At 74.9% G+C, this 25,270-nt stretch carries 25 protein-coding genes; 13 read left to right on the plus strand and 12 right to left on the minus strand.

Annotated elements, in window-relative coordinates:
• The first annotated feature begins 1,052 nt into the window (after window positions 1-1,052).
• Window positions 1,053-1,967, plus strand: coding sequence for a hypothetical protein (locus LG634_RS21970; RefSeq protein ID WP_226735623.1), 915 nt, complete (start codon window positions 1,053-1,055; stop codon window positions 1,965-1,967).
• Between the two features lie 72 nt (window positions 1,968-2,039).
• Here the strand turns inward: LG634_RS21970 and LG634_RS21975 are convergent, their stop codons facing one another.
• Complete coding sequence (locus LG634_RS21975) at window positions 2,040-2,423, minus strand: hypothetical protein (protein WP_226735624.1); 384 nt, start codon at window positions 2,421-2,423, stop codon at window positions 2,040-2,042.
• A 401-nt stretch (window positions 2,424-2,824) separates the two neighbouring features.
• On the opposite strand from LG634_RS21975, the gene LG634_RS21980 reads away from it, so the two are divergent.
• From LG634_RS21980 to LG634_RS21990, 3 genes are all read left to right on the plus strand, one after another.
• Window positions 2,825-3,397, plus strand: coding sequence for a GNAT family N-acetyltransferase (locus LG634_RS21980; protein ID WP_226735625.1), 573 nt, complete (start codon window positions 2,825-2,827; stop codon window positions 3,395-3,397).
• Window positions 3,398-3,563: 166 nt separating this feature from the next.
• Window positions 3,564-3,725: a hypothetical protein gene (locus LG634_RS21985; RefSeq protein WP_226735626.1), complete on the plus strand. Its 162-nt coding sequence runs from the start codon at window positions 3,564-3,566 to the stop codon at window positions 3,723-3,725.
• Window positions 3,722-5,170, plus strand: coding sequence for an LCP family protein (locus LG634_RS21990; RefSeq protein WP_226735627.1), 1,449 nt, complete (start codon window positions 3,722-3,724; stop codon window positions 5,168-5,170). Before LG634_RS21985 ends, LG634_RS21990 begins: the two co-directional genes overlap by 4 nt.
• Window positions 5,171-5,285: 115 nt before the next feature.
• Here the strand turns inward: LG634_RS21990 and LG634_RS21995 are convergent, their stop codons facing one another.
• Both LG634_RS21995 and LG634_RS22000 read right to left on the minus strand, forming a co-directional pair.
• Entirely contained in the window at window positions 5,286-5,519 is a 234-nt protein-coding gene (locus tag LG634_RS21995) for a cold shock domain-containing protein (protein ID WP_226735628.1), read from the minus strand.
• Window positions 5,520-5,660: 141 nt separating this feature from the next.
• The gene (locus LG634_RS22000) at window positions 5,661-6,620 is read right to left on the minus strand and encodes a serine hydrolase (protein WP_226735629.1); all 960 of its coding nucleotides are present in this window, start codon (window positions 6,618-6,620) and stop codon (window positions 5,661-5,663) included.
• A gap of 278 nt (window positions 6,621-6,898) precedes the next feature.
• Between LG634_RS22000 and LG634_RS22005 the strand changes: the two genes are divergently transcribed.
• Complete coding sequence (locus LG634_RS22005; protein WP_308072639.1) at window positions 6,899-7,711, plus strand: alpha/beta fold hydrolase; 813 nt, start codon at window positions 6,899-6,901, stop codon at window positions 7,709-7,711.
• 40 nt (window positions 7,712-7,751) lie between these two features.
• On the opposite strand, the gene LG634_RS22010 is transcribed toward LG634_RS22005, so the two are convergent.
• The 4 genes from LG634_RS22010 to LG634_RS22025 form a co-directional block, all read right to left on the minus strand.
• Window positions 7,752-8,693 carry an EAL domain-containing protein gene (locus LG634_RS22010; protein ID WP_226735630.1) on the minus strand — a complete coding sequence of 314 codons (942 nt, stop codon included), beginning with the start codon at window positions 8,691-8,693 and terminating at the stop codon, window positions 7,752-7,754.
• A 202-nt stretch (window positions 8,694-8,895) separates the two neighbouring features.
• Window positions 8,896-9,633 carry a hypothetical protein gene (locus LG634_RS22015; protein ID WP_226735631.1) on the minus strand — a complete coding sequence of 246 codons (738 nt, stop codon included), beginning with the start codon at window positions 9,631-9,633 and terminating at the stop codon, window positions 8,896-8,898.
• The gene (locus LG634_RS22020) at window positions 9,617-9,811 is read right to left on the minus strand and encodes a hypothetical protein (RefSeq protein ID WP_226735632.1); all 195 of its coding nucleotides are present in this window, start codon (window positions 9,809-9,811) and stop codon (window positions 9,617-9,619) included. Before LG634_RS22020 ends, LG634_RS22015 begins: the two co-directional genes overlap by 17 nt.
• Before the next feature lie 176 nt (window positions 9,812-9,987).
• Window positions 9,988-11,253, minus strand: coding sequence for a DUF3533 domain-containing protein (locus LG634_RS22025; protein ID WP_226735633.1), 1,266 nt, complete (start codon window positions 11,251-11,253; stop codon window positions 9,988-9,990).
• Between the two features lie 223 nt (window positions 11,254-11,476).
• On the opposite strand from LG634_RS22025, the gene LG634_RS22030 reads away from it, so the two are divergent.
• Genes LG634_RS22030 through LG634_RS22040 form a run of 3 tightly spaced genes read left to right on the plus strand, consistent with a single transcriptional unit; the run spans window position 11,477 to window position 13,130 of the window.
• Entirely contained in the window at window positions 11,477-12,394 is a 918-nt protein-coding gene (locus LG634_RS22030) for a pirin family protein (protein WP_226735634.1), read from the plus strand.
• 41 nt (window positions 12,395-12,435) lie between these two features.
• Window positions 12,436-12,780: a GNAT family N-acetyltransferase gene (locus LG634_RS22035; protein ID WP_226735635.1), complete on the plus strand. Its 345-nt coding sequence runs from the start codon at window positions 12,436-12,438 to the stop codon at window positions 12,778-12,780.
• 47 nt (window positions 12,781-12,827) lie between these two features.
• On the plus strand, window positions 12,828-13,130 hold the full coding sequence (locus LG634_RS22040; RefSeq protein ID WP_226735636.1) for a hypothetical protein: 303 nt from the start codon (window positions 12,828-12,830) through the stop codon (window positions 13,128-13,130).
• 36 nt (window positions 13,131-13,166) lie between these two features.
• On the opposite strand, the gene LG634_RS22045 is transcribed toward LG634_RS22040, so the two are convergent.
• Both LG634_RS22045 and abc-f read right to left on the minus strand, forming a co-directional pair.
• Window positions 13,167-14,084, minus strand: a complete 918-nt coding sequence (locus LG634_RS22045; protein WP_226735637.1) for a Vgb family protein — start codon at window positions 14,082-14,084, stop codon at window positions 13,167-13,169.
• An 84-nt stretch (window positions 14,085-14,168) separates the two neighbouring features.
• Window positions 14,169-15,821 (minus strand): ribosomal protection-like ABC-F family protein, encoded by a 1,653-nt coding sequence (gene abc-f / locus LG634_RS22050; RefSeq protein ID WP_226735638.1) that lies wholly within the window; start codon window positions 15,819-15,821, stop codon window positions 14,169-14,171.
• Between the two features lie 114 nt (window positions 15,822-15,935).
• Between abc-f and LG634_RS22055 the strand changes: the two genes are divergently transcribed.
• On the plus strand, window positions 15,936-16,604 hold the full coding sequence (locus tag LG634_RS22055) for a TetR/AcrR family transcriptional regulator (RefSeq protein WP_226735639.1): 669 nt from the start codon (window positions 15,936-15,938) through the stop codon (window positions 16,602-16,604).
• Between the two features lie 71 nt (window positions 16,605-16,675).
• On the opposite strand, the gene LG634_RS22060 is transcribed toward LG634_RS22055, so the two are convergent.
• On the minus strand, window positions 16,676-17,329 hold the full coding sequence (locus LG634_RS22060; protein ID WP_226735640.1) for a CE1759 family FMN reductase: 654 nt from the start codon (window positions 17,327-17,329) through the stop codon (window positions 16,676-16,678).
• Window positions 17,326-18,441, minus strand: a complete 1,116-nt coding sequence (locus LG634_RS22065) for an LLM class flavin-dependent oxidoreductase (RefSeq protein ID WP_226735641.1) — start codon at window positions 18,439-18,441, stop codon at window positions 17,326-17,328. Before LG634_RS22065 ends, LG634_RS22060 begins: the two co-directional genes overlap by 4 nt.
• Window positions 18,442-18,608: 167 nt before the next feature.
• On the opposite strand from LG634_RS22065, the gene LG634_RS22070 reads away from it, so the two are divergent.
• On the plus strand, window positions 18,609-21,608 hold the full coding sequence (locus LG634_RS22070; RefSeq protein WP_226735642.1) for a S1 family peptidase: 3,000 nt from the start codon (window positions 18,609-18,611) through the stop codon (window positions 21,606-21,608).
• A 43-nt stretch (window positions 21,609-21,651) separates the two neighbouring features.
• Window positions 21,652-22,263: an NUDIX domain-containing protein gene (locus LG634_RS22075; protein WP_226735643.1), complete on the plus strand. Its 612-nt coding sequence runs from the start codon at window positions 21,652-21,654 to the stop codon at window positions 22,261-22,263.
• Window positions 22,264-22,284: 21 nt separating this feature from the next.
• On the opposite strand, the gene LG634_RS22080 is transcribed toward LG634_RS22075, so the two are convergent.
• A complete protein-coding gene (locus LG634_RS22080; protein WP_226735644.1) occupies window positions 22,285-23,499 on the minus strand; it encodes a hypothetical protein in 1,215 nt (404 codons plus the stop codon).
• A gap of 44 nt (window positions 23,500-23,543) precedes the next feature.
• Between LG634_RS22080 and LG634_RS22085 the strand changes: the two genes are divergently transcribed.
• Both LG634_RS22085 and LG634_RS22090 read left to right on the plus strand, forming a co-directional pair.
• Window positions 23,544-23,942: a CU044_2847 family protein gene (locus LG634_RS22085; protein ID WP_226735645.1), complete on the plus strand. Its 399-nt coding sequence runs from the start codon at window positions 23,544-23,546 to the stop codon at window positions 23,940-23,942.
• A 91-nt stretch (window positions 23,943-24,033) separates the two neighbouring features.
• Window positions 24,034-25,266 (plus strand): hypothetical protein, encoded by a 1,233-nt coding sequence (locus LG634_RS22090; RefSeq protein ID WP_226735646.1) that lies wholly within the window; start codon window positions 24,034-24,036, stop codon window positions 25,264-25,266.
• Window positions 25,267-25,270 lie beyond the last annotated feature (4 nt).

Genomic DNA, 25,270 nt, shown 5'->3' on the forward strand with positions numbered 1-25,270 from the left:
GGGCCCCCCGATCGGAGGACCGAGACGGTGGACCCGGCCCCCGCGCCCCGGGCCGGTGAGTTGCGGCAGACCGGTCTCCGCAGCCGCGCGACGCCCGGCCGACAGGGGGCACGGCCTTGCACCCGGCACCCGGAGCCGGCACCGGCCCGGCGACGCGGCAGGCGAGGCAGGGCCCCGCACGGAGGCCAGGCGGCTGCAGGACGGTGGGGACGAACAGCACGGGCCAGGGGCGTGGTGCCCCCGCCCGAGGCGCGGTCGGCGCGCGGGTGCGGCCGGCGCCACCTCGCCCTGCGCCCCTACGGCGGGCAACGGCCGCCGGACCAGGTTCCGGCACACCGGCCGTGCCGTGGCCGGGTCCCCGCGCGCGGGTGCGGGCGGCCCGGAGCCTGGCCATGAACACGCCGCCTGTCACCGGGTCCCGCGCGGGAACGGGCGTCGATGAAGGCGGCCGGCACCTTGGAGGGCGCAGGCCGGGTCCCCGCGCGGGAGCGGACGCTGCGGGCGTATTCCTCGGGGCCGCGTCCTCGCGGGAGGAGCGGGCGGTCGATGGCGCCGGGCTTCTTCAGCGCCCGGCCGCCGCGTCCCCCCGCACGGGTGCGGGCGGCGCGGCGACGAGAACGACCCCCTCGCCCGGAAGCCGGGTCCCCTGCGCGGGAGCGGGCACTGGAAGAGCCCATGGCCACGGCCGGCCGCGGGCGCTGCGTCGGGGGCCGCATCCCACGCCTCGGGGCATGCCGCGGCGCGCACCCCGGGGCCGGGCGCCGCGGGACCGGTGGCGGGCCTTCCGCGCGACGCCGGGCTGCGAGCGGCGGCTCGACGCACCGGGGGCCTGGCGTCGACCCCCGTCTCCCCTGCCCCACGGAGCGGGCCGGGCCGAGGGCCGCCGCACGCGTGTCCGCGCGGATCGGCCCCGGGCCCTCCACCGGTGGGGCCCGCCGATCGGTGGAGGAGCGGCCCACGGGCCCTGCCTACGGTGTGGAGCACCGGCGCACACGCTGCGCCCGAACCGTCTCCGACCGTCCCACCGGTCACGTTGTGGAAGGGTGAGCCCGTTGTCCAAGTACACGCCCCGGGCCGAGATGACCGCGGAACAGAGTGCGCTCGCGCGGCGCGACGCCAAGCGGCGCAGGTACCTGGCCGAGCGCGGCACGCCCTCCCGCAGCAAGGACATCGACGCCGTCCAGCGCCACGTCCGCCGCCTCTACTACGAGGGCGGGATGACCTCGCACGCCATGGCCGCCCAGAGCGGCGTCGGACGGGACACGATCATGCACCTGGTCAAGGGGTACCGGGTGGTGAACGGGCGGCGGGTCCGCATCGCGTGCCTGTTGCAGACCACGATCGACAAGCTCTGGACGCTCCGCCTCCAACTGCCCCCGGACCAGGGCCGCTCGGGCGCCCACCTCCCGCCGAGCGGCACCCGGCGCCGGCTGCAGGCCCTCAACGCCCTGGGCTACGACTGCGTGTGGATGGCGGACCGGCTGGGGATCTGCGCCGGCAACATCAGCGCGCTCATGCTGGGCCAGCGCGGCCGCAGCTACGTGTACGCGGCGACCGCACAGCGCATCGCCGCCCTCTACGACGAGTACCAGCACACGGACCCCGCCGCAGCGGGCCGCAGCTCGTGGCACATCAGCACGGCCAGAACCCGGGCCCGCAAGAACGGGTACGCCCCTCCCTGGTGCTGGGACGACGAAACCATCGACGACCCGCGGGCCGAGCCGGAGTGGACGGGGGCCTGCGGCACCGCGCAGGGCTACGCGATCCACCGGCGCGAGCAGATCCCGATCTGCCGCGCCTGCCGCGAGGCCCGGCACGGCGAGCCGGAGGCAGCGGCGCCCACTGTGGCTGCCGCGCTGCACCACGGCCGGCCCCACACGCCCGGGCACCCCGTCCTGCTGGGGCGGCCCCGGGTGATCCGGCAGCCGGCGGCGGAGGTGCGCAGCCGCTCGCAGGCGGCCGCCTGAGTCCCGGTGGTTCTCCGGTCCCTCCGGCCCGTCGGGTCCGCCCGACGGGCGGCCCGGCGCCCGGCCGCGCGGTCAGCGGACCGGGTCCGCGTCCTGCGGCTGCGGCCAGCGGGCCAGTTCGTACCGGTCGCCCAGGGTTTCCAGCGGCACCCTGCTGACGATGCCGCAGGGCTCGCGGCAGAAGGCGAAGTGCCCCAGCTCGCTGTTCTCCAGAGACAGGACCAGCAGTTCCGTGGGTTCGGAAGCCGCTTCGTGGCCGTCGTCGGCGCCGTCACGCACCCACACCTGGCCGGCCGCCGCCAGGAGGTGCACGCACCCCGAGGCATAGGCGTGGCAGGCGACTTCGAGTGCGGCCCGCTCGGGCAGGCAGTCCATCTCCGCCAGGCGGGCCCGGTACGCGTTGACCAGCTCCGCAGCCCGCTCTCCTCCGACGACCAGGTCGATCCGTGATGCCATGTGTCCCAACTCCGCAGTGCGTGAACGATTTCCGGTGCACGTCACCGGTGCCGCCGATCACGGCCGCCGGTTTCGTGGGCTGCACATGCTGCGCTGTCGGTCCGCTCCGCCCCCGGTCCTCCGGGGCACCCGTCCGGGCAGCCCTTCGGCCGGTCACCGGCCAGGCTGTTCCCCGCGCTCGCCGCCGTCTCCGCTGGTCCGCCCCTGGCCCCGCCGCTGCCCGAACGGGATTGCCCGCTCCTGCCCGGAGGTGGTCGGCTCGAACCGGGACCCCGCTCGCGGGAGGCCCGGCCGCCACGGGCCGGCGCCCGTGCGCCCGAGGGCGTCGGGCCCCGCCCCACCCCTCGCCGCCCAACGGCGGCCGCCGTCGTTCCACTGTCCCCTCCGCGAAGGTCCGTCTCATGAACGTCCGCACCCTCTCCCCCGCACCGGCCGTCCGGCACTTCGATGTCGCCGCGCTCGCCAGGGACACCCTCCGGGTCCAGGCGCAGGCGCTGGGGATGCCGCCGCGCGCGCTCGACCGCCGGGCCGCGGAGCGCCGGGCACGGGCGTCCCGCGGTCTGACCGCGCTCGGTGCGTTCGCCGGCAGCCGGCTCGTCGGCTTCGCGTACGGCATTCCGGCAGGGCGGTCCTATCCGTGGCGCGATCCGGTGACCGCGCGTCTGCACGCGGCGGGGCGGTCCGTCTGGGCCGAGGACTCCTTCTACCTCTGCGAGCTGCACGTACTGCCGGAGTTCCAGGGACGGGGTCTGGGCACCCGGTTGCTCACCTCGCTGTGCTCGCGCGCGACGGAGCCCCGGGTGATCCTGACGACGCCGCACCGGCCTTCGGCCGCCCGCCGCCTCTACGCCCGCCACGGCTACCACGACCTGGTGACGGCCGGCAGCGACCCCGGAGACGACGACCCGTACGTGGTCATGGGCGCGCAACTCCCCCTGCTGCCGGCCGCGTTCCGCGCCGCGCAGGCCGCCTGACCACCTGCCCCGCCGGGGCCCGGTCCACCACCCCACCGCGTGCGCCCCGGCGGCGCGGTCGGGTTCCGGCAACCGGGCGCTAAGGAACCGGCAAGCCGCGGGCTCCGAGGATGGACTTCCCCGCGGGGCGCCACTGCTCCCCCACCGACCCACCGAGAGGCCCGCCATGCCGCACGCACCCGTCGACCACGCCGCCGCGGCCGGATCCCGCCGGCAGCCCGGCCCGCAGACCGCACACCCGGCGCGGCGGACCTTCTACCGCGTGCGGCAGGGCCTGTGGCAGCTGGTGTCCCCCGGGCCCGCCCCACGCGAACGGTCCCGGCGATGAGGAAGGACCGTCACCGGGAGAGCGGCGGGCCGCCGGGGGCCCCCGCCCCGCCCGAGCGTCCGCTCTCCCGCCAGGAGACCCGCGCGCACACCCGCGCCCGCAGCCGGCGCCGGAACCTGGTCAAGGCCGGGATCGTCACCGCGCTGGTGGTGGCCGTGGGCGGCGGTTCGCTCGCGTACGCCTTCTACTCGAAGCTCGAAGGCAACATCACCACGGCCGACGTGACGTCGTCGCTGGGGAACGACCGCCCGGCACAGTCGCCGCAGGGGGCCGTGAACATCGCCCTGATCGGCTCGGACAGCCGGGCCGGGACGAACGGCGCGTACGGCAAGGGCTACACCGGCCAGCAGTCCGACACGCTGATGGTCCTCCACCTGTCCGCGGACCACGAGCGGGCCACGGTGGTCTCCCTGCCCCGTGACTCGTGGGTCGAGATCCCGAGCTGCGACCTGGGCAACGGCAGCAGTTCCCGCCCGACGACCGGGAAGATCAACAGCGCCTTCGCCACCGGCAGTTCGAGCGGAGGCGTCGCCGGTGGCGCCGCCTGCGCCATCAAGACGGTCGAGCACAACACCGGCCTGCACATCGACCATTTCATGGAGATCGACTTCTCCGGTTTCAAGCACATGGTGAACGCCCTGGGCGGGGTCCGGATGTGCCTGCCGAAGGCGATCAAGGACAAGAAGGCCTCGCTGTCGCTGCCCGCCGGCTGCCAGAAGCTGGGTGGCGAGCAGGCCCTGGGCTTCGCCCGGGCCCGGTACGCGCTCGGCGACGGCAGCGACATCGGCCGCATCGGCCGCCAGCAGGAGCTGCTGGACGCCCTCTTCGCCTCGGTCAAGGCGCGCAAGCTCGACGCACCGGCGATGTACCGGCTGGCGGACGCGGCGACCAAGTCGCTGACGATCGACTCCAAACTCGGCGGGCTCTCCGGACTGCTCGGACTCGCGAAGGACTTCCAGGCCATGCCCGAGGACAAGCTGACGTTCGTGACGGTCCCCAACCAGCCGCGTTCGGTCGTGGTTCCCTCCGACACGGCCAACGTCGTGTGGAAGCCCGCCGCGGACCGGTTGTTCGCCGCACTCCGGGAGGACAAGCCGGTCGACAAGAACGGCGTGCCCCTGGGCAGCACCCCCGTGCAGGAGCCCGCTCCGCTGCCGCGCGCAAAGGTCACGGTGACGGTCCTGAACGGCACCGAGGTGGCGGGGAAGGCGGCCGCCGTCTCCCGGAAGGCGGCCGCGGCCGGCTTCCGCACGGCAGGCACCGGTGACGCACCCGAGCCCCAGCGGGTCACAGTGATCCAGTACGGCCCCCAGGGGCGGGCCGCGGCGCTGGCCCTCGCCGCGGCGTTCGGACTGGACGAGTCTCGGCTGCGACCCCAGGGCGATGCCGGGCCGGCGGCGGTCACCCTGGTCATCGGGGCCGACTACCGGACGGCCGGATTCTGAGGACCCGGGCCCCACAGCGTTCGAAGGCCCGGCCTCCCGCAGCGGGAGACCGGGCCTTCGAGCGGGCGACGGGCGGGCGGCTCCGGCCGGAAGCCGGGTGTGCCCGCAGGCGGAGTCAGGTACGCCGGCGGACGTTGCGCGCCCACGGGCCCGAGGCCCCGGCGCCGAGCTCGTACACGACCGCCTCGCCCTCGACCGGACGGCCGCCCCCGCGGGCGTCCCCGGCCAGGTCCGAACAGTGCACGAACAGGTCGGGGCCGTCCCTGTCGTCCGGTGCGACGAAGGCGAAGCTGCCGCTCGGGGCACACCACAGCAGGGTGCCCGTCGCCTCGCTCGTCGTCTCCGCCATGTCGGCCTCCTGGTCCGTCGTACCGGTTTCTGGTGCCAGCCAACCACCGGCGGCGGTACGGACGGAATGACGGGAGAGACAGCACTTCGTGCAGCGGCGCAAGGCGCGGATGCGGGAGATGTCCGGGGGGCGGGACGGGCCCTACGCGGGCCGGGCGAGGCCGCGGTGCACGGCCACGGCGACGCCCTCGATGGTCGCGATGCCGTAGCGGTAGCCCTCCTCGGCGGGGTGGCCGGGGGTGACACGGTTGTTCTCGGTCAGCACCACCAGGCGGTAGCTGCCCGTGGCGCCGGTGAAGGCCGCCATGCTGTTGATCTTCCAGTCGCCCCGGTCGGCCGGGTTCTCGGCCCCGTCGCTGCGCTGGAGCCAGCCGTTCTTCACGTGCACGCCGGAGCCGGCGGGGGCTCCGGCCGGGGTGCCCCAGCGCTGCTCGCCGTCGACGCCCGCCATCAGCCGCATCGCGTACGCCCGGGAGGCGGGGGTGAGCAGGTCGCCCTTGCCGTCGAACACGCGCAGCAGCCTGATCAGGTCCGGGGCCGTGACACGGGTGAGGCCGAAGGTCGGGCCGGGGCTCGGCCGGGTCGCGTTCATGTGCGCCGCCGTGAGGAACTGCTGCACCTTCACGGGACGGGACGCTCCCCCGTCCGGCCCGGCGGACAGCTCACGCCACAGCGCGGACGCGGCGTCGTTGTCCGACCGGGTGATCATCTCGTCGGACAGCTGCCGCTCCTGGGGGGTGAGGTCACCGTGCCTGGTCCACAGCAGCGCCCCCAGGATGATCGGCTTGACCACACTGGCGGCATCGAACCGCCGGTGCGGTCCGAGGACGCACGAGGTCCCGGTGCGGCCGTCGTCGAGCGCGAGGGACACGGTGCTGCGGCGGTCCCGCAGGGCCTGTGCGATGTCCGATGCCAGCTCCCCGGCCCGGCCGCCGCTCGGAGCGGTACAGCTGACGGTCCCGTCGGCGGTCTCCGCGGTACGGGTCACCGCCGCGGCGGACGGCTTCCCGGCCGCGTGGGCGGGCGTGACCGCGCCCAGGCCGCACGCCAGTGCCAGGACGGCGACGGCCGCCACCGGCGACCTCTTCGGCTTGCTGCTCACGTCCGGGCCTTTCTCGGGATGCACGGACCGCTCCCGTCGGCGCCGGGCCGTGGTGGCGGTACGGGGGAACAGCCCCATGCTGAGCCCGGCGCGGCGCCCGGCCCTCCACCGATCGGGGGGAGGGCCGGGGGGGACCGTCGCCCGTCCGCCGCAAGGTGCCCGGCCGGATGGCGTAGGCCCGCGGCGCAGCTGACTCCGGCTCCGGGCCGCGCCGAGGGGCCGATGGCAGCCCGGCCCGCCCCGCAGAGGATCGAAAGGAACCCGAAAGGATCGGTTACGTGAAAATCAACCGCACCGCTGCCACCCTCACCGCCGCAGCCGTCATCGCGGCGGGAACGGCCGCCCTCGGCACCGGCGCCGCCGCCTCGCCCGCCCCCGCACCGAAACCCACCGTCGTCCTGGTGCACGGCGCCTTCGCGGACTCCTCCGGCTGGAACGACGTCATCCAGCGCCTCCAGGCCCGCGGTCACCGGGTCGTCGCCGCCGCCAATCCGCTGCGCGGACTGGCCTCGGACTCGGCCTACGTCGCAGGGCTCCTCAAGGGCATCACCGGACCGGTGGTGCTCGCGGGCCACTCGTACGGCGGCGAAGTGATCACCAACGCCGCCGCCGGCTCCCCGCAGGTCAAGGCACTCGTCTACATTGCTGCGATCGCCCCGGACAAGGACGAGAGCGCCAACGACGTGCTCGGCCGGTTCCCCGGCAGCCGGCTCCCCGAGTCCCTCGACGCCACGCCCTACAACCGCGCCGACGGCACGGCGGGCACCGAGCTGTCCATCAAGCCGGACAAGTTCCGCGAGTCGTTCGCCGGTGACCTGCCGGCCTGGAAGACGTCCGTCATGGCGGCCACCCAGCGGCCCATCGACGCGGGCGCACTGGGCGACCGGAGCGCCGCGGCCGCCTGGCGGGACCTGCCGTCCTGGTACCTCGTGGCCCGGCAGGACCAGGCCATCCCGGCCGCGGCGCAGCGCTTCATGGCCGAGCGCGCCGGCTCGCACACGGTGGAGGTGGACGCCTCGCACGCCGCCGCCGTCTCGCAGCCGAACGCGGTGAGCGACCTCATCCTGGACGCGGCGCGCAGCGTCCGCTGACCGGCCCGTCCCACCGCTCCGGTGGCGGCGAGCACTGCCGTCACCGGAGCGCTGCCGCCCGCCGCAGCCACGCGGTCGCCGCGGCCGCCGGCAGCGCCCGGGACACCCACCAGCCCTGCACCGCGCCCACCCCCCAGCCGGCGAGCAGGGCGAGCTGCGCCTCGGTCTCCACACCCTCGGCCACCACGTCCAGGCCCAGGCAGCGCGCCAGGTCCACCGAGCAGCGGACGATCGCCGCATCGCGCGGATCGTCGGCGATCCGCGCGACGAACGACCGGTCGATCTTGAGCTCGTCCACGGGCAGCTGCCGCAGCCGGGCGATCGACGAGTACCCCGTCCCGAAGTCGTCGAGGGACACCCGGACCCCTTCGGTACGGAGTTCGTCCAGGGCGGCGGCCAGCGCCGGCACGTCACGCGTGTCCGCGCCCTCCGTCAGCTCGACCGTCAGCATCCGGCCGGGCAGACCGTACCGCCGCAGGCCGTCGCGTACCGCCGCCGGAAACCCCGGCGCCGAGGCGGCGGTCGGCGGCACGTTGACCGCTACCGGCAGGGCGAGTCCCGTCCCGTACCAGGCGGCCGCCCGCGCGAGCGCCGCGTCGAGGACGTACTGCGTCAGGCGCGGCATCAGCCCGGTGCACTCGGCGCGTTCGACCACCGGAACCGGCGACTGCGTGCGGCCGTCCCGGCCGCGGGGGCGCAGCAGCGCTTCCGTGCCGACGGGCCTGCCGGAAGGGGATGCCTGGGGCTGGTAGTGCAGTTCCAGCGAGCCGACGTCCAGTGCAGCCGCCAGGCCCGCCCGATCGTGGGCAGCCGGGCCGTGGGCAGCCGGGTCGTGGTCCGCCCGCCCGCTCGTGCCTCTGCGCAGTCCGGGCGCCCGGCGTGACACCGGCTCCCCCGCCGGCCGGCGGGGGTGCTCCCGGGCCTGCCCGCAGCGCCCCTCGCCCGTGGCCGACGAGGTGGTCGGCCGGGTTGATTCCGGCATGGGCGGCCCTCCGCTGTCTCCCGCTCGCCGGGCCTTCCCGACACCCGGAACGGTAGGTGCCGCCGCGGCACGGCCCGGCGTCCCGCGGCCAGGAGTCCGGGCACGTTCACGCCCGGACGGGCACCGGCGGCCGGCCGTGGCGACCGCCGGCCCCGTGCCCGGTCGAAGCGGCCACACGAGACCCGTCCGGGCGCCGGCCTGCTCACCGCGCGGGTGCGGCGGACACCTCGGTCACCTCGACGCCCGAACGGGGCGCGACGACAAGTTCGCGGAGCCCCGCGGGCAGCTTCAGCCGCTGCCCCGGGGCCAGCGTGACGGGCGGCGCGGTCACCGAGTCCTCGTGCAAGACGGCGGGCCGGTCCCCGGTGGCCGTGACCGTCACGGACCGGCCGGCGAACACCCCGAGCTGCTGGGACGCGACGCACCAGGTGTCCTGGCCGGACGCCTCGCACATCTGACGGGGCCGCACCGCGTCGTCGACCCCCGCGACCTCCGCCACCGCGGGCCTGCCTGGGGCCGCCCCCTTCACGTGCACGGAGCCGCCGCGCGGTACGGCGAGCAGCACGCGCGCGCCCGGCTCCGCAGGGCCGTGCTTCCACCGGACCGGCCCGTGGGCGGACGCAGCGCCGAGCAGCAGTCCGGCCCCGTCGGGCGAGCGGTTCTCCACGGTGACGACCATGGTGCGCGGGACGGTGCCGAGTTCGGGGTGGGCGGGCGCCATGCAGTCGGCTGCCGCGCCGGCCGGCGCGGTGCACCGCTGGCCGGCGGCGATGCTCCCGTACGCGGCCGCTGCCGGGGCGCGGGAGACGTCCGGGGAGTCCGCTGCGTGCACCGCGGGTGCACCGCTCAGGAGGCCTACGTAGCCGGCCAGGCACAGCACGCCGACACCCGTGCAGAGGACGGGACGCAGCCGTCGTCGCAGCTCAGTGCGCCGGAGCACCGGACTGCCCCCGGTCGGTCTGCGCGGCCGGGATGCCGGCCGGCTCAGGCTGCACGGGGCGGGCGCCCGGTGCGCCGGTGGCGGCCGGGACGGCGCCGGCCGGGGTGCGGGAGAGGGCCAGGAGGACGGCGTCGGCTGCGCTGCAGGCGCAGCCGACGGGCAGCTCGTGTGCGTTCATGGGACGTCCTGGAGGGGAGACGGATGATCCCGTCGATCGTCCGCCGCCCCGGCGCCGCCGGTCCCTCCCCCGACCGGCGGATCGGGGGGATGAGCGCGGCCCGCGTCACGGACGGGACGCGGGCCTGGGGGCGGTCCGGCGGACGGGCCGCTCGCGCGTCCGCCGGACCGCCGTCTTCAGCGGGCGACCCGGTGGAGCCCCCGTCGGTCGTAGAACGTGGTCACGGCCAGCCCGAGCAGGAGTGCGGCGGCCAGGCCGGCGCCGGTCATCGCCCAGGCCCGGGAGAGCCCGGCACCGGCCTGGGCGTCGAAGTAGAGGATGGCCCGGACCCCGTCGGTGACCTGGCGCATCGGTTCGAACTCCGCCAGCAGCCGGTACGCGGACGGGACCGCCTGGAGGGGGACCGTGCCGCCCGAGGACGGCAGGGCCAGGGCGATGAAGAGCAGCATGGCGACCGGCTGTCCGAGCCCGCCCAGAGCGGAGGTGAGGGCCTGGGCGCCCACGCCGACCGCGGCGGTGGCGCAGACGGAGTAGAGCCACAGCAGCGGCAGGTGGCCGGCGTCCATGTCGAGGAAGCCGACGGTGACGGCCATCAGCAGGGAGGCGGTCACGGGGGCGAGGGCCACCGTGTAGCCGGTGTTGGCGAGGAAGACCTGGCGCCGGGTGACGGGCACGGCCGGCCGGTGCGTGCGCAGCGGCCCGACGTCGCTCGCGGCGTACCCGAGGCCGATGTCCGTGCCGTTGCTGACGATGCCGGCCGTCAGGAAGCCGATCAGCACCAGCAGCAGCGCGTAGTAGAAGGCGGACAGCCCCATGCCGGTGCGCTCGCCGATGGGGTGGCCCACGGAGACGGTGACCTGCACGGGGTCGGCGAGCAGCAGGCGCGCCGCCGGGCCGGTCGTGCCGGCCGCGGCGGGGCGTGCGAGGAGGTCGGCGCCGAGGGCCGCGGACGCCGTGTGCGCCGCCTGCTGCATGGCGGAGGCGGCCAGTGAGGAGCCCAGGCTTCCGGCGCCGGGGCTGGTCAGGACGTCGATGCGCGGCCGGGCAGCTGCGGGGGCATGCGGGGCGCCGGCGGTGGTGAGTGCCTGCACCCGGGCGGTGAACTCCGGCCGGATCACGAGGATCCCGTACAGCTTGTCGGCCGCCAGTTCGCGATGGGCCTCGGCACTGCCGAGGGGCTTCCACGCGACGTGCCGCTCCGGGTCGGCTGCGCGGATGGAGTCCGCGATGCGCGGGCCGAGCGGGTCCGTGCCCGGCGCGCCCCGGTCTTCGTCGACGAGTCCGATGGGCAGGTTCTTCATGTCCCCGCGCGGGTCGAGGATCCCTCCCATGTAGATCAGCGACAGCAGCAGGGCCAGGACGGCGACCAGCCCGGCGGGTACGGCCCAGAGGGCGGGGCTGAGCAGTGTTCGGCGCAGGGTGCGGTCCGCTTCGCGGGGCATGGGCGGCGGGGGTCCTTCCGGGGTGTCGGCTGGTGGGCCCGCACATCGTGGTCGCACGCCTCGGGCGCCCGCCTCCCCCGGTCGAAGTGCCGGGAGTCCTACGTCCCGCAGTGCTCGGGGACCTCTTTCCGTACCGGTCGACCGGGAACCGGCCGTTCCGGCACCCGTACGGCGTATGATCATTTGAAAGTGCAACCATCCGGGTGGAAAGAGGGGCCGACGCATGGGCGACCAGGAGATCGAGGTCCTCACGGCCCGGGACGTACCCCTGGGCGGAGTCCGGGCGATGACCGTGCGGCGGACGCTGCCGCAGCGGGCGCGGACGCTCATCGGGGCCTGGTGCTTCGCCGACCACTACGGGCCGGACCGGGTCGCGGAGACCGGCGGGATGGACGTGGCACCGCACCCGCACACCGGGCTCCAGACGGTGAGCTGGCTGTTCAGCGGCGAGATCGAGCACCGTGACAGCCTCGGGAGCCATGCGTTCGTCCGGCCGGGCGAGCTGAACCTCATGACGGGCGGCCTCGGCATCAGCCACACGGAGGTCTCCACCCCCGGCACCACCGTGCTGCACGGCGTCCAGCTCTGGGTCGCCCTCCCCGCCGAACACCGGCACGCGCCGCGCGACTTCCAGCACCACGCGCCCGGCAGGCTCCGGATCGACGGGGCCGAGCTGCGCGTGTTCCTCGGCAGCCTCGCCGGGGAGACCTCGCCCGTGCGCACCTTCACGCCGCTGCTCGGCGCCGAGGTCGTCCTCGACGCGGGTGCCGAGGTCACCCTCGACGTCGCGGCGGAGTTCGAGCACGGTCTGCTCGTCGACGAGGGCACCGTCCGCTTCGGCGGCACGTCCCTGCGCCCCGCCGAGCTCGGCTACGCCTCCCCGGGCCGCAGCACGCTCACCCTCGTCAACGAGTCCGGCCGCCCGGCCCGTGCGGTCCTCCTGGGCGGCCCGCCGTTCGACGAGGAGATCGTGATGTGGTGGAACTTCATCGGCCGCAGCCACGAGGACATCGTGGCGGCCCGGGCGGACTGGGAGCGGGCCTCCGACCGCTTCGGCACCGTCGACGGCTACCCCGGCCCCAGGCTGCCGGCCCCCGCCCTGCCGAACGCGGTCCTGACACCGCGCCGCAACCCCCGCTGAACCCTCCCGACCCTCCCGACCCTCCCACCGAAAGGTCCGCCATGAGCCGGCCGGCCAACGCCGCCCCCGTCGTCCGCAACGTCGACGCCCGCCACCGCTACGAGATCCTCGTCGACGGGGAGCGGGCCGGTCTGACCGCCTACCGCGACCGCGGCGACCAGCGGGTGTTCTTCCACACCGAGATCGACGACGCGTACGCCGGCCAGGGGCTCGCCTCGATCCTCGTCGAGCAGGCCCTCACCGACGTGCGCGCCGCGGGCCTGCGGATCGTCCCCGTCTGCCCGTACGTCGCCGGATTCCTCACCCGCCACCAGGAGTTCGCGGACATCACCGACCCGGTGACCGAAGAGATCACCACCTGGCTCGACGCCCGCCTGGGGCGCTGACACCGCCCGGTCGCACGCAGGTCCGGAGTTGCCCTACCCGGGGGTCGGTGCTTGCTTGGACGGGCGACTTCGAGACCGAGCGTGCCGACGAGATGCGGGAGTTGATCCGCCGGTACGAGGAGGCGGCGCGGGCGGCCGGGCGCAAGCTCGGCCCCACCCACCGGACGCTGCTGCGGGACCGGGCCAATCCGAACCGGTACCTGGCCGTGTTCGAGTTCGACTCGTACGAGGACGCCATGGCGAACAGCGACGCGCCGGAGACGACCGAGCTGTCCGGGAAGCTCGCGGCGCTGTCGCTGCGGCCGCCCGTCTTCACCGACTGCGACGTGGCGGAGTCCGAGGCACTGTAGGCCCCCCGGTACGGGTACGCCGTGTCCCGCGGGGGTTCACGGCGTGCCGGTACCGGTGTCCCAGCGGGTGACGGTGCCGTCCTCCTGGGCGACGTAGAGGGTGCCGTCGGGGGCGAAGGCGAGGCCGTGGGGTTCGCAGCCGGGGGTGGGCAGCGGGGTTTCGGTGACCTGGCCGTCCGGGGTGATGCGGCCGAGCCGGCCGGTGGCCCAGGCGGTGTACCAGCAGGTGCCGTCGGGGGCCACCGCCACGGCGTGCGGGCGGCATCCGGGGTCCGGGAGCGGGAATTCGGACAGGTCGCCGTGCGGGGTGCGGCGGCCGATGCGGCCGGCGCCGATCTCGGCGAACCACAGGGTGCCGTCGGGGGCCGCGGTCAGCCCGACGGGCGCGGCGCCGGCGGTGGGCAGGGGGTGGAGTTCGGTCTCGCCGGCGACCGTGATGCGGGCCAGGGCGTGGGCCTGGTTGAGGGTGCACCACAGGGCGCCGTCGGGTGTGGTGGTGAGGAAGGACGGGTACGAGCCCGCACCGCCGGGGAGCGGGTGTTCGGTGAGGTGGCCGTCGGGGGTGAGGCGGCCGACGGTTCCTGCGTTGAGGGTGGCGAACCAGACGGCTCCGTCCGGGCCTGCCGTGATCCCGTACGGGCCGGGGGCGGCGCCCGGCACGGCGTACGAACCGGTGCGTCCGTCGGGGGTGATGCGGCCGATGCGGTGGTCGCGGTTCCGGGTGAACCAGAGGGCTCCGTCGGGGCCGGCGGTGATGAGGCTGGGGCCGCATGCGGGCGAGTCGAGGCGGAATTCGTCGATGCGGCCGTCCGGGGTGAGGCGGGCGATGCGGCCGGCGTGGACGAGCGTGCACCAGACGTTCCCGTCGGGGCCGGCGGTCAGGCCGTAGGGGCCCGCGCCGGGAGTGGGGACGGTGTACGTGTGGATCAGGCGGGCGGGGGTGGCGGCGGTCAAGCGGGGTCCTTTGCTCGGGTGGGGTGGTCGGTGCCCGGCCGGCGGGCGGCCGTGGCGCGAGGGTTCAGCGCTGCCGCGGCCGTTTCAGAGCGCGAAGGCCTGTGCGGCCACGGCCGGTTCGGCGGCCGTGAGGGCGAGGCGCGGGCCCTGCCAGCGGTCGCACAGGATCCGGTCGTGGCTGACGACCACCACGGCGCCGGGGAAGGCGGCGAGCGCGGCCTCCAGTTCCTCGGCCAGGGCGGGTGACAGGTGGTTCGTCGGCTCGTCCAGCAGCAGCACGTCGGCCGGTTCGGTGACCAGGCGGGCCAGGGCCAGCCGCTGCCGCTGCCCGGCGGACAGGGTGCCGACGGCGGCGGTGAGGCGTTCGGGGGCGAAGAGGCCGAGCGACAGCAGCTGCGCGGTGTGCTCCTCCGGGGTGCCGGGGCGGCCGTCGGCGAAGGCGGCGAGGAGCGTGCGGCCGGGCGGGCCGGCCTGGCCGTGCTGGGCCAGCAGTCCGGTGCGGCCGTGCCGTACGACGTTCCCGCGGGTCGGCGTCGTGGTGCCGGCGAGGACGCCGAGGAGGGTGGACTTGCCGGCGCCGTTCGGGCCTGTGACCAGGAGCCGGCCGCCGGCGGGCACGGACACGTCCACGGGGGCGAGCCGGCCCTCGACCGCGACGCCGTCCGCCGCCAGCACCGGGCGTCCGGCCGCCGGCCGGATCGCGGAGGCGGTGCGGGGTACGGCGGTGAACCGCAGCGGGTCGGCCGGTGCGGGCGCCGGGTGGGCGAGCAGGCGGGTCAGGCGTTCCTCGGCGTTGCGGACCCGGCTCGCCAGGGACTGCTGGACCCGGCCGGCCGCCCGGTCGTAGGCCATCTTGTTGCCGTCCTTCATGGCCCGGCCGGGTGCCACCCGGCGGGCGGTGACGGCCGCGGACTCGCGCAGCCGGCCGGTCTCCGCGGTCCAGGCGGCGTGGGCCTGGGCGCGGCGCTGCCGTTCGGCGGCGTGGCCCGCGAGGTAGCCGGCGTACCCGTTGCCGTAGCGGACGGTGTGGTGCCGGTCGGCGTCGACCTCCAGCAGGGCGGTGGTGACGCGTTCGAGGAACCGGCGGTCGTGGGAGACGGCGACGGTGATGCCGCGGCGGCCGCGGAGGTGGTCCTCCAGCCAGGTCAGGGCGGCGTGGTCGAGGTGGTTGGTGGGCTCGTCGAGGAGCAGGATCCCGGGGGCGGACGCCAGCAGGGCGGCGAGCCGCAGCCGGACCTGTTCGCCGCCGGACAGGTCGCCGGCGGTCCGGTCCCGGGGCAGTCCGAGGAGGCCGAGGCCGTGCAGGGCGCGTTCGGTGCGGGCGTCGGCGTCGTAGCCGCCGCGCAGTTCGAAGGCGGTGAGCAGGTCGGCGTACGCGGTGAGGACCTCGCCTGTGGTGTCGCCGGCGGCCATCCGGGTTTCCAGTCGTCGCATCCTGCGCTCCATGGCGTGGAGTGCGGCGAGGGAGCGGTCGATGACCTGCTGGACGGTCAGGTGGGCGGGGAGGGTCTCCTCCTGGGCGAGGTACCCGGTGCTGCCGTCGGCGCGGGCGGTGACCGTGCCGCGGTCGGGGGTTTCGGCGCCGGCGAGGAGCCGGAGCAGGGTGGACTTGCCGGATCCGTTCTCGCCGACGATGCCGAGGCGGGTGCCGTCGGTGACGGAGAGGCCGACGGAGTCGAGGACGGTGCGGCCGTCGTAGGACTTGGTGAGGTCAGTCGCGGTGAGCTGTGCGGTCATGGAGCGGCTCCGGGCGTTCGGGGTGCGTGCGGAGGATGGCGGGGTGGCGGTCGAACGTCATGAGGACCATCGGAGGACTCCTTATTGCGACTGATGTTGCGTTAAGATCGTTGCATGGATGCTGATGCAGAGGCAAGCGAGGAAACCGGCCACGGCGAGGGGCGGGATCCGGCCGCGCCACGGCGCCGTACCGGCGGCCGCAGCGCCCGGGTCCGCGCGCAGGTCCTGGCGGCGGTGGGCGAGCTGCTGGTGGCGGGCGGGTACGACGGGCTGACCGTGGACGCGGTCGCCGAGCGCGCGGGCGTGCACCGCACCACCGTGTACCGGCGCTGGCGGGACGTCGGCGGACTGCTGGCGGACGTGCTCGACGCCGCCTCCGACGACACGTGGCGCCCGCCGGACACCGGTTCGCTGGAGGGCGATCTGACCGCCCTCAACCAGGAGGTCTACGAGGCGCTGGCCGGCGGCCCCGGCCTGACCGCGGCACTGATCGCGGCGGGCTTCCGCTCATCCGAGGCGGCCGGCGCACTGTCCCGCTTCTGGGAGGACCGCCATGCCCGCTGCGCGGTGGTGACGGACCGGGCCGTCGAGCGCGGCGAGCTGCCGGCGGCGTCCGACGCCCGGGCGCTGCTCGTCGCGGCCACCGCCCCGGTGTACCACGAGCTGCTGCTCCTGCGGGCGGCACCGGACCCGGAGCTGCCGCGCCGGGCCGCGGCGGGCGCGGCGGCGGCGGGCCGGGCGGGCGTCTACGCGCCCCTCACCGGACCCTTTCCGTCCGCCTGACGTCCGCGGGCACGGAAAACCGCCCCCGGGCCGTCGTCTCGCGACGGCCCGGGGGCGGTACCCGGACCTGCCTATTCGGCCCGCAGGGCGGCCAGCCGCTGCTCGAAGGGCACCACCCGGAACCCGTCCAGCGGGTCCACCGAGGTGATGGCGCCGGTCAGCGAGCGCGGGGCGATCGCCGCGGCGGTGTCCACGTCCGGCGCGCGGTCCTCGGTGGCGGGCGCCATGAACCGGGCCAGCTCCACGCCCGCCCGGGTGATCCGGCCGGCGAGTCCGTCGTCGCCCCAGTCCTCGGATGCCGCGTAGACGGCGGTGGGCAGCACGAGCGCGCGCAGGTACGTGAACAGCGGGCGCAGGGCGTGCTCGGTGACCAGGGAGTGGCGTGCGGTGCCGCCGGTCGCGCCGATCAGGACCGGCTTGCCGGTGAGGGCGTCCTTGTCGATGAGGTCGAAGAAGGACTTGAACAGGCCGCTGTACGAGCCCGCGAACACCGGGGTCACGGCGATCAGGCCGTCCGCGGCGGCCACCGCGTCGAGCGCGGCGGCCAGCCGGGCCGGCGGGAAGCCGGTGACGAAGTGCCGGGCGATCTCCGTGGCCAGGTCCCGGAGTTCGATCACCTCGGGCTCGGCGTCGACGTGCGCGACGGTCGCGGCCGCGAGCCGGTCGGCGAGCAGCCGGGTCGAGGAGGGCGAACTCAGGCCTGCCGATACGACGACGAGTTTCACGACTGCACCTCTTCCTTTTCCTTGCCCTTGCGGGCCTCCTCGGCCGCCGCCGCGACCCGGGCCGGGTGGGTCGGCGCGTCCGGCACCCCGGCCTTGCGCAGGCTCGCGAACTCCTTGCGCAGGACCGGTACGACTTCCTCGCCGAGCAGGTCGAGCTGCTCCAGCACGGTCTTCAGCGGCAGGCCCGCGTGGTCCATCAGGAACAGCTGGCGCTGGTAGTCGCCGACGTAGTCACGGAAGGACAGGGTCCGTTCGATGACCTGCTGCGGCGAGCCGACGGTCAGCGGGGTCTCGCGGGTGAACTCCTCCAGGGAGGGGCCGTGTCCGTAGACCGGTGCGTTGTCGAAGTACGGGCGGAACTCGCGCACCGCGTCCTGGGAGTTGCGGCGCATGAACACCTGGCCGCCGAGTCCGACGACCGCCTGCTCGGGGGTGCCGTGCCCGTAGTGGGCGTAGCGCTGCCGGTACAGGTTCACCATCTGCTGCGTGTGGGAGGCCGGCCAGAAGATGTTGTTGTGGAAGAAGCCGTCGCCGTAGTAGGCGGCCTGCTCGGCGATCTCCGGGGAGCGGATGGAGCCGTGCCAGACGAAGGGAGCGACGCCGTCCAGCGGGCGCGGGGTCGAGGTGAAGGACTGGAGGGGAGTGCGGAACTTGCCCTTCCAGGTGACGACGTCCTCGTCCCACAGGCGGCGCAGCAGGGCGTAGTTCTCGATGGCGAGGTCGATGCCGTCGCGGATGTCCTTGCCGAACCAGGGGTAGACCGGGCCGGTGTTGCCGCGGCCCATCATGACGTCGACCCGGCCGTCGGCGACGTGCTGGAGCATCGCGAAGTCCTCGGCGATCTTCACCGGGTCGTTCGTGGTGATCAGCGTGGTCGACGTGGACAGGATGAGGTTCTCGGTGCGCGCGGCGATGTAGCCGAGCATCGTCGTCGGCGAGGAGGGCACGAACGGCGGGTTGTGGTGCTCGCCGGTGGCGAACACGTCGAGGCCGACCTCTTCGGCCTTCTGCGCGATGGCGAGCATGGCCTTGATCCGCTCGTGCTCGCTCGGCGCGCGTCCGGTCGTCGGGTCGATCGTGACGTCACCGACGGTGAAGATCCCGAACTGCATGACTCCCCTTCCGAGGTTGTTGATGATTCAACTATACCCTCGAACGGCGGCCTCCACGGAACTATTCCCGGGGCCCTCCGCACCACGGCAAGATCAGCTCATCAGCCCATCGGCTCACCGGCTGATCGGCTGCTGGCAGCGGCGGGGTTCACGACACGGGTGGGGGCATGGGGAGCGACCAGGAGACGGAGCGGCGGCGCGAGCTGATCCGGCTGATCGGCGAGCAGGTGGTCGTGGTCCGCACGTCGGACACCGGCTTCGGCAGCGGGTTCCTCGTGGCCGAGGACACCGTGCTGACCTGCGCACACGTCGTGCACGGGCACACCCGTGCACAGGTACTGACCCCCGGGGGCGCCATCGCGGCGGACGTGGTCGCGACCGCGCCCGAGGACCGCGGCAGCGGACCCGTGTACGCCTATCCCGACCTCGCCTGCTTACGGCTGCAGAGCCCGGTGCCCGGGATCGGGGTCTGGCTCGGCGACGAGACCCCGCCGCCCGGCGACGAAGTCGCCGTGCACGGTTTCAGCCGGCACACCCTCGAACCCGGGGAGCAGCCCGACACCCTGCACCTGGTGGTCGCCGGCCGGAGCGGCCAGTTCGTCCGGCTGCAATGGGACACGGTGTTCCAGGGGTTCAGCGGCGGCCCGGTACTGGACCTGCGCACGGGCCGGGTCTGCGGACTGCTCAAGGCGTCCCGGGACGAGCGCAGCCCGCAGGGCGGCTGGCTGGTGCCGGTGCAGGCCGTCCGGGACCACTTCCCCGACCTCGCCGCCGACAACGACCGGGCCCATGTTCCAGGCACCCCGTGGTGTGACGCCGCCCTCGGCCGGGCCCGCCGGCAGAGCGCCCTCTTCGGCGCCTCCCGCAGTGCCCGGCGCAGCGCCCGCGGCGGCGCCGCGCGGAGCACCCCGGCCCAGATGCTCTCCCAGGGGGTCATGCCGTTCGTGCCGCGACCCGAGCTCGCGGAGCTGCTGGCGTGGTGCGAGGCGGATGCCGAGCACCGGCTCCGGCTGCTGCACGCCCCCGGCGGCGCCGGGAAGACCCGGCTCGCCGCGGAGGTGTGCCGCACGCTCACGGAGCAGGGCTGGGTCGCCGGGTTCGTGGAGAAGGACGCGCCGGTGCGCCGGGAGTGGCTGGAGGAACTGGCCGACGCACTGGACGTGGGCCTGCGCGCGCTCGTCGTCTTCGACTACGCACAGGCCCGCATCGAGGAGATCGTCGCCCTCCTCGACCACGTCGACCGCCACGGGCCGGAACGGATCCACCTGCGGCTCCTCCTCCTCGCCCGGTCGGACGAGCCGCTCTTCGAGGCGCTCCGCAGCCGCGTCGACGACCCGGTGCTCCCCGAGACCAGCGTGGTCGCCCTGCCCCGGACCATTGCGACGGAGGGCAACGCCGCCCTGGCGCGACGGGCGTTCGCCGTGTTCGCCGACCGCCTCGACTGCGGATGGCTCTGCCCTCCCGGAAACCTGGAAGCACGGGCCGACTGGCAGGACTCCCTCCTGGACGTCCTCGCGCTCGCCCTGGACGCCGTCCTCACTCTCAGCCACGGCCAGACCTGGCCCGATCGCGGGGACCCGCTGGAGCGCGTCTGCGACCACGAGCTGCGGGGCTGGCACACGCTGGTCGCCACGGACATGCCGGCAGGGGCGGCCCTGGCCGGCCCACACGGCGAGCGCGTGTCCGACGGCCTGCTCCTCGTCCCCACCCTGGCCCAGGGGCTCGCCGGCCCCGCCCTGACCAAACTCCTCCGTCAGGTCCACAAGGCCGCCTTCCCCGACCGGCCGCAGGTGGACATGACCGGAGTGCACGCACGCCTCCGCGAGCTGTATCCCGCCCCCGACGGCCGGGTCGCGCCGCTTGAGCCGGACCGGATCGGCGAGATCCTCGTCCGCAGGGTGCTGAGCACCCCGGAAAGCTCGGGAAAGGCCGGCGCCTACCTGTCCAGGATCCTGAAAGCCAGCACGTCCGGCGACCCCGCCGTACGGCTCCTGGCAGCCGCCGACACCTTGGAGATCCTGGCCCGGGCCCGGGGCTGCACAGCCGTCGGCCGGATCGAGCACCACCCCGCGCACGCGGCCCTGGACGACGCACTGCGGAAGGCGATCGGAAAGCGGCCGGCCGTACTGCTGCCCGCGCTGACGGTCACCGGCGCCCGTCTACCTCACGCCGAGCCGCTGGCCGCGCTCGCCCTGCCGTTCCTGACGGACGCCGGCCGGGAGCTCCTGGAAACGGTGGACGCCCTGCTGCCGGACCATCCGTCCAGCCTGTCCGGCCTCGCGACCGTGGTCCTCGGCCGCCTGCTGGAGCCGGCGGACGCCGAGTTCACCGAGGACCGGCAGCTGCTGCGGCTGCGCCGGCTCGTCCGGTACAGCCTGCGCAGCGAGGAAACGGGCCGCCGGGACACCGCGCTGGCCGCCGCCCGCGAGGCCGTCGACCTCAGCCGCGACCTCTTCCAGCGGACCGAACGCCATCTCGCCGAGCACGCGGCCGCGTTGAACAACCTGAGCCTGTTCCTGAACCGGTCCGGCGCGACCGCGTCCGCCCTCGCCGAAGGCCGGTCTGCCGTCACCCTGTACGAGCAGCTGCTCGCAGGGGCACCGCCCGGTGCCGACGGGCGTCAGCTGCTCCTGCTGAACACCGCCGCCGCCCTCAGCACGCTCGCCCTGCTGCGGCTGACGGACGGCCAGGTCCACGCGGCCACGGAGGAGGCCCACCGGAGCGTGGTCCTGTGCCTCGAGGCACAGCCGGGCGTGCGGCAGGAGGACATTCTGCTCGACTGCCTCGAAGTGCTCGCCGAGTGCCGGCAGCGCACGGGACTCCTCGACGGGGCGGTACGGACGGGTGGCCAGGCCGTGGCACTCCTGCGGGACCTCACCGAACGCCAGCCCGAGCGCTACGTCGGCCGGCTGCCGACCGCCCTGTACCGGCATGCCCGCGGCCTGATCCGGGCCGGCTCCGACCGCGAGGCGTACCTGGTCCTGAGGGAGGCCGCCATCCTGCTCGGCGGACTCCCCGGCACGGACCCCGTGCACCGCGCCACGCGGCTGAGCGCGCTGCGCATGCTGACCGCACTCAGCACCGAAGTGGCCGGGTTCTCCCACGAACAGCGCCGCTGGCAGACGGCGTTGGAGTCACTGACGCCGACCGGGCACGATGATCCGTGAAGGCTGCCGGTGCCGGACCGGCGCAACGACTCCGAGGAGAGCCATGACCACCGAGCAGACGACGCCCGCCGTGCCGGCACCGATCCGGCGGGAACGCGCCGTCGAGGTCTACGGGAACCGGTTCGGCCGCCTGTACGACGACGAGGTCGCCTTCCCCGGCGGGAGCGGAGGCCGTTACCTCCGCTGGCAGTGGAACCAGCAGGGGGTCGTCGTCGTACCCGTGGGACCGGAGGGGCTGGCCCTGCTGCCGATGTACCGGTATCCGGTCGGAGCAGTGTCGCTGGAGTTCCCGCGCGGCGGCTGCGACGCCGGCGAGGACCCGGCGGCCGCGGCCGCCCGAGAACTGGAGGAGGAGGCGGGCCTGGTCGCCCTGTCGGTGCGGAAGGTCGGAGTGCTGCACGCCGACACCGGCCTCATCGGCACCCAGACGCACGTCTGCCTGGCGGAGGTGGACCCCGGACGCCGGACGGCCGCCCGGCCGGAGGCCTCCGAGTCGGTCGCCCGGCCGGTGTGGGCGGCACCCGGCACGATGGCCGCGTGGCTGCGGGAGGGACGGATCGGCTGCGCGATCACCATCGCCGCCTTCGCCATGGCGACAGCTGCACTGGAGACACCCGTGCCCGTACCCTCCCCCACCTCCCCGGCAACTCCGTAGCCGCCGGGGGCGATCAGGCCGTCAGAGGCTGACCTGCCGGCGCAGCGGATCCAGCTCGTGCAGCGGCCGCCGGGGCCGCGGCACGGTCGGCGGGGCCGCACTGGCCGAGGCGCTGCTCAGCACGTGCAACGAGAGGGCCGCTGCACGGCTGCCGGGGGCGTGCACCAGTTCCAGGCCTGCGCCGAGCCGGCCCGCCGTGGGGTCCTCGTCCACACCGAGCCGCATCAGCCGCTCCTCGCCCTGCAGGTGGTGCCAGGCCCGGCCGCCCTGCGCACGGAACACCCGCGTGCAGGCCTCGGCCGTCCACGCGCTGAACTCCTCGGCCGCGGAGCCGAGCACACCGATGTCGGGCTGCTGTCCCCGGCGGATCCGGGCGAGTTCCCCGACCAGTGCGTTGCGGGAGGGCTGCGCCACTGCATCGAGGAGCACGTCCACCGGCAGCAGGGACAGCAGCAGCCCGTCGAGCAGCGCGGGCGCCAGCCCGCGCAGTTCCAGCAGCGGCCGGCGGCTTGCCTCCGGGAGGGCGTCCACCTCGTCGCGCGGGGCGGCCACGGCTGCGCCAAGGGCCCACGGCAGCGCCTGCCGGTAGGACTCCCCGGCCCACTGGTCCACCCACTGCAGGGCGAGCACGACATCGGCACCTGCCTGCGGCCGGCCGGCCCGGTGGTCGGCAAGCCGGTCACGGATCGCCTTGTACTCCAGGGGCTGTTGTTCCCCGGCCCAGTCGCGGACCGCGCGCAGCGTCGACAACGCCTCGCCGCGGGCGTGTTCCAGCGCCCGGTCGATGCGGTCCAGCACGCCCTGTTTGAAGGCGGCCGAGACCGCCGTGCCGTCGTACGGCACCACGCGGCCGTCCGTCATGGCGTGGAGCCCGTCCACGTAGGCCGGGTCCGGCACGTTGTCGACGTTCCTGGCCGCGTGGTCGCTGCGGATCTCGTGGAGGGTGGACCCGGTACGGAGCGCCACGCGGATCCGCCCCTCCGTCAACAGGGGTGCCAGATCGCACAGTTGCCGCCCGGCCGTCTCGGAACCATCCTCGTCAGTCTTCTGATGATCCGTCACCAATAACCGGAAATAACGGTTGTTGAGGCTCTGCGAGTCCCCGATCAGTAGGCTGTCACAGAAGAGCACGTGCAGCAGGATCCTGGCCCTCAAGTCCGCTGCGCCGTCGATCGGCGCGGCGGAGTGGGGCTCCACATCGGACAGATAGACGTTCTCGACCAGGCGTACGTTCACCGCATCCACCCCCTGCCGGGGACCCTAACGCACCGAGGAGACGCATGTCGGAGATAGTCGAGGTCCAGACGCCGGACGGCGGGACGTTATGGGTGCGGGTGGAGGACGACGGCGCGGGCGGCCCGGTGGACGCCTCGTTCGGCAGCGTCAAGCACCGCCTGGACGACCTGCCGCAGACGCTGGAGGCGGTCGCCGGCACGGTGCGGGCCGGGCTGCGGAAGGCCGCCCCCGACGAGGTGACCGTCGAGTTCGGCATCGAGCTGTCCCTCAAGTCGGGCCTCCTCGTGAGCGTCGTCACCGCTTCCAGCGGCAAGGCGAACCTCAAGGTCTCGGCGACCTGGCGCAAGGACGGGGACGCGGCCGTATCGGTCGCAGCCGCGGAGGAAGCCGAGGAAGAGGCAGGGGCAGAGGCAGAGGCAGGGGACGCCGGCGCCGACCGGTGAGCTCCCGGCGCACGCTCGCACGACGGGCCGGTGGCCGTCTCCGGGGCTGCCACCCGCTCGGACCAAGCCGCTCCGGCGAAGGGGAAACGCCATGCGCTCGGATGTCCCTGACGGTCACGTGGAGAGCATCTACCTCTCCGATGTCGAACCCAACCCGGTCGGACCGCTGGTGCACGCCGCGGACCTGCGCTCCCGGGTGCTGCTGCACGTGCTGCTCGCCGACGCACTGCTCGTGGGCGACTCCCAGAGCCTCAACAACAAGTACTTCCGCAGCCTGATCTCACCGGCCGAAGGCGACGGCGGAGCGGACGCGCCGCAGGCGCACGGCAGCACGGTCCTCGCGGACCTCGCACCCCTCCTGCAGGAGGGCCGCATCCGGGTGGCCCGGCGCGCCGGGAGCACCCTCCTCGGCATCCGGGACGACCATGCGGCCAAGCAGGTCAACAACGTGCCGGACCGCGCGTACGTCGGCCGGCTGGACGCCCTCACCGCCGGGCGTACCGTCCCGTACGACGTGTCGGCGGTCGGCGAGGCCTTCCGCGACGGGGTCCTGGCCCGCATCGACGCCGCCCTGGGCGAGGCTGCGGAGCCGGTGCGGTCCGCGCTGGCCGAGGCCCGGCAGTGGGCGGCGGAGCAGCCGCGGCTGCTGCACATCGAACTCCGCGGGTGGATCGCTTCGTACCGTGCCACCGCGGCCGGCCGGCACACCGGTGTCGTGCTGGCGCTGCAGTCGCTCGACGACTGGGCCATCGACGCGTACCGCACCGCCCTGCCCCGGGTCCTGGGGGCCGGCGTGGCCAGGCCGCGGGAGGCGGGGGACCTGCCGCAGGGCGCGCATCCCCGGCTGCTCGACCAGGGCGCACTGCCCGGTGCGCTGCTCGACCCGTTCCTGCTCTCGCGGCTGCCCGCGGACTTCGTGCTGGAGGCGGTGGCGCAGCCGGCCCGGACCGCGGTGGTGCAGCAGCTGGCGCGGGTGCGCCGGGGGCTGCGGCCGGACGTGCCGGAGCTGGGCGGGGCGGTGGAGGAGTTCAGCCGCCTGCTGCGGGAGGCGTTCGAGCGGGCGTTCCGGCCCGCGGGCGGCCCGGAGTGGGACCACCTGCAGGGCACCACCCGCCTCATGCGTTTCGGACTGCACGAGGATCCGCTCTCGGGCCGGCTCGGCGCGTCCCTCGACGTGGGCTCGGTGGCGGCGGACCGGTACGGGCGGCCGCTCTCGTTCGCCGTCACGGGCGGAGCGGGCGTCCCGGATCCCGCCGCCGCGGACCGGCCGGAGGCGGCGGCGGCGGCGGCGGCAGATCCTTACGACCGGCTGGTGTCCGCGTAACGCT

It is taken from the genome of Streptomyces bambusae (genome assembly GCF_020532645.1).
In the GTDB taxonomy this organism is placed as follows: domain Bacteria; phylum Actinomycetota; class Actinomycetes; order Streptomycetales; family Streptomycetaceae; genus Streptomyces; species Streptomyces bambusae.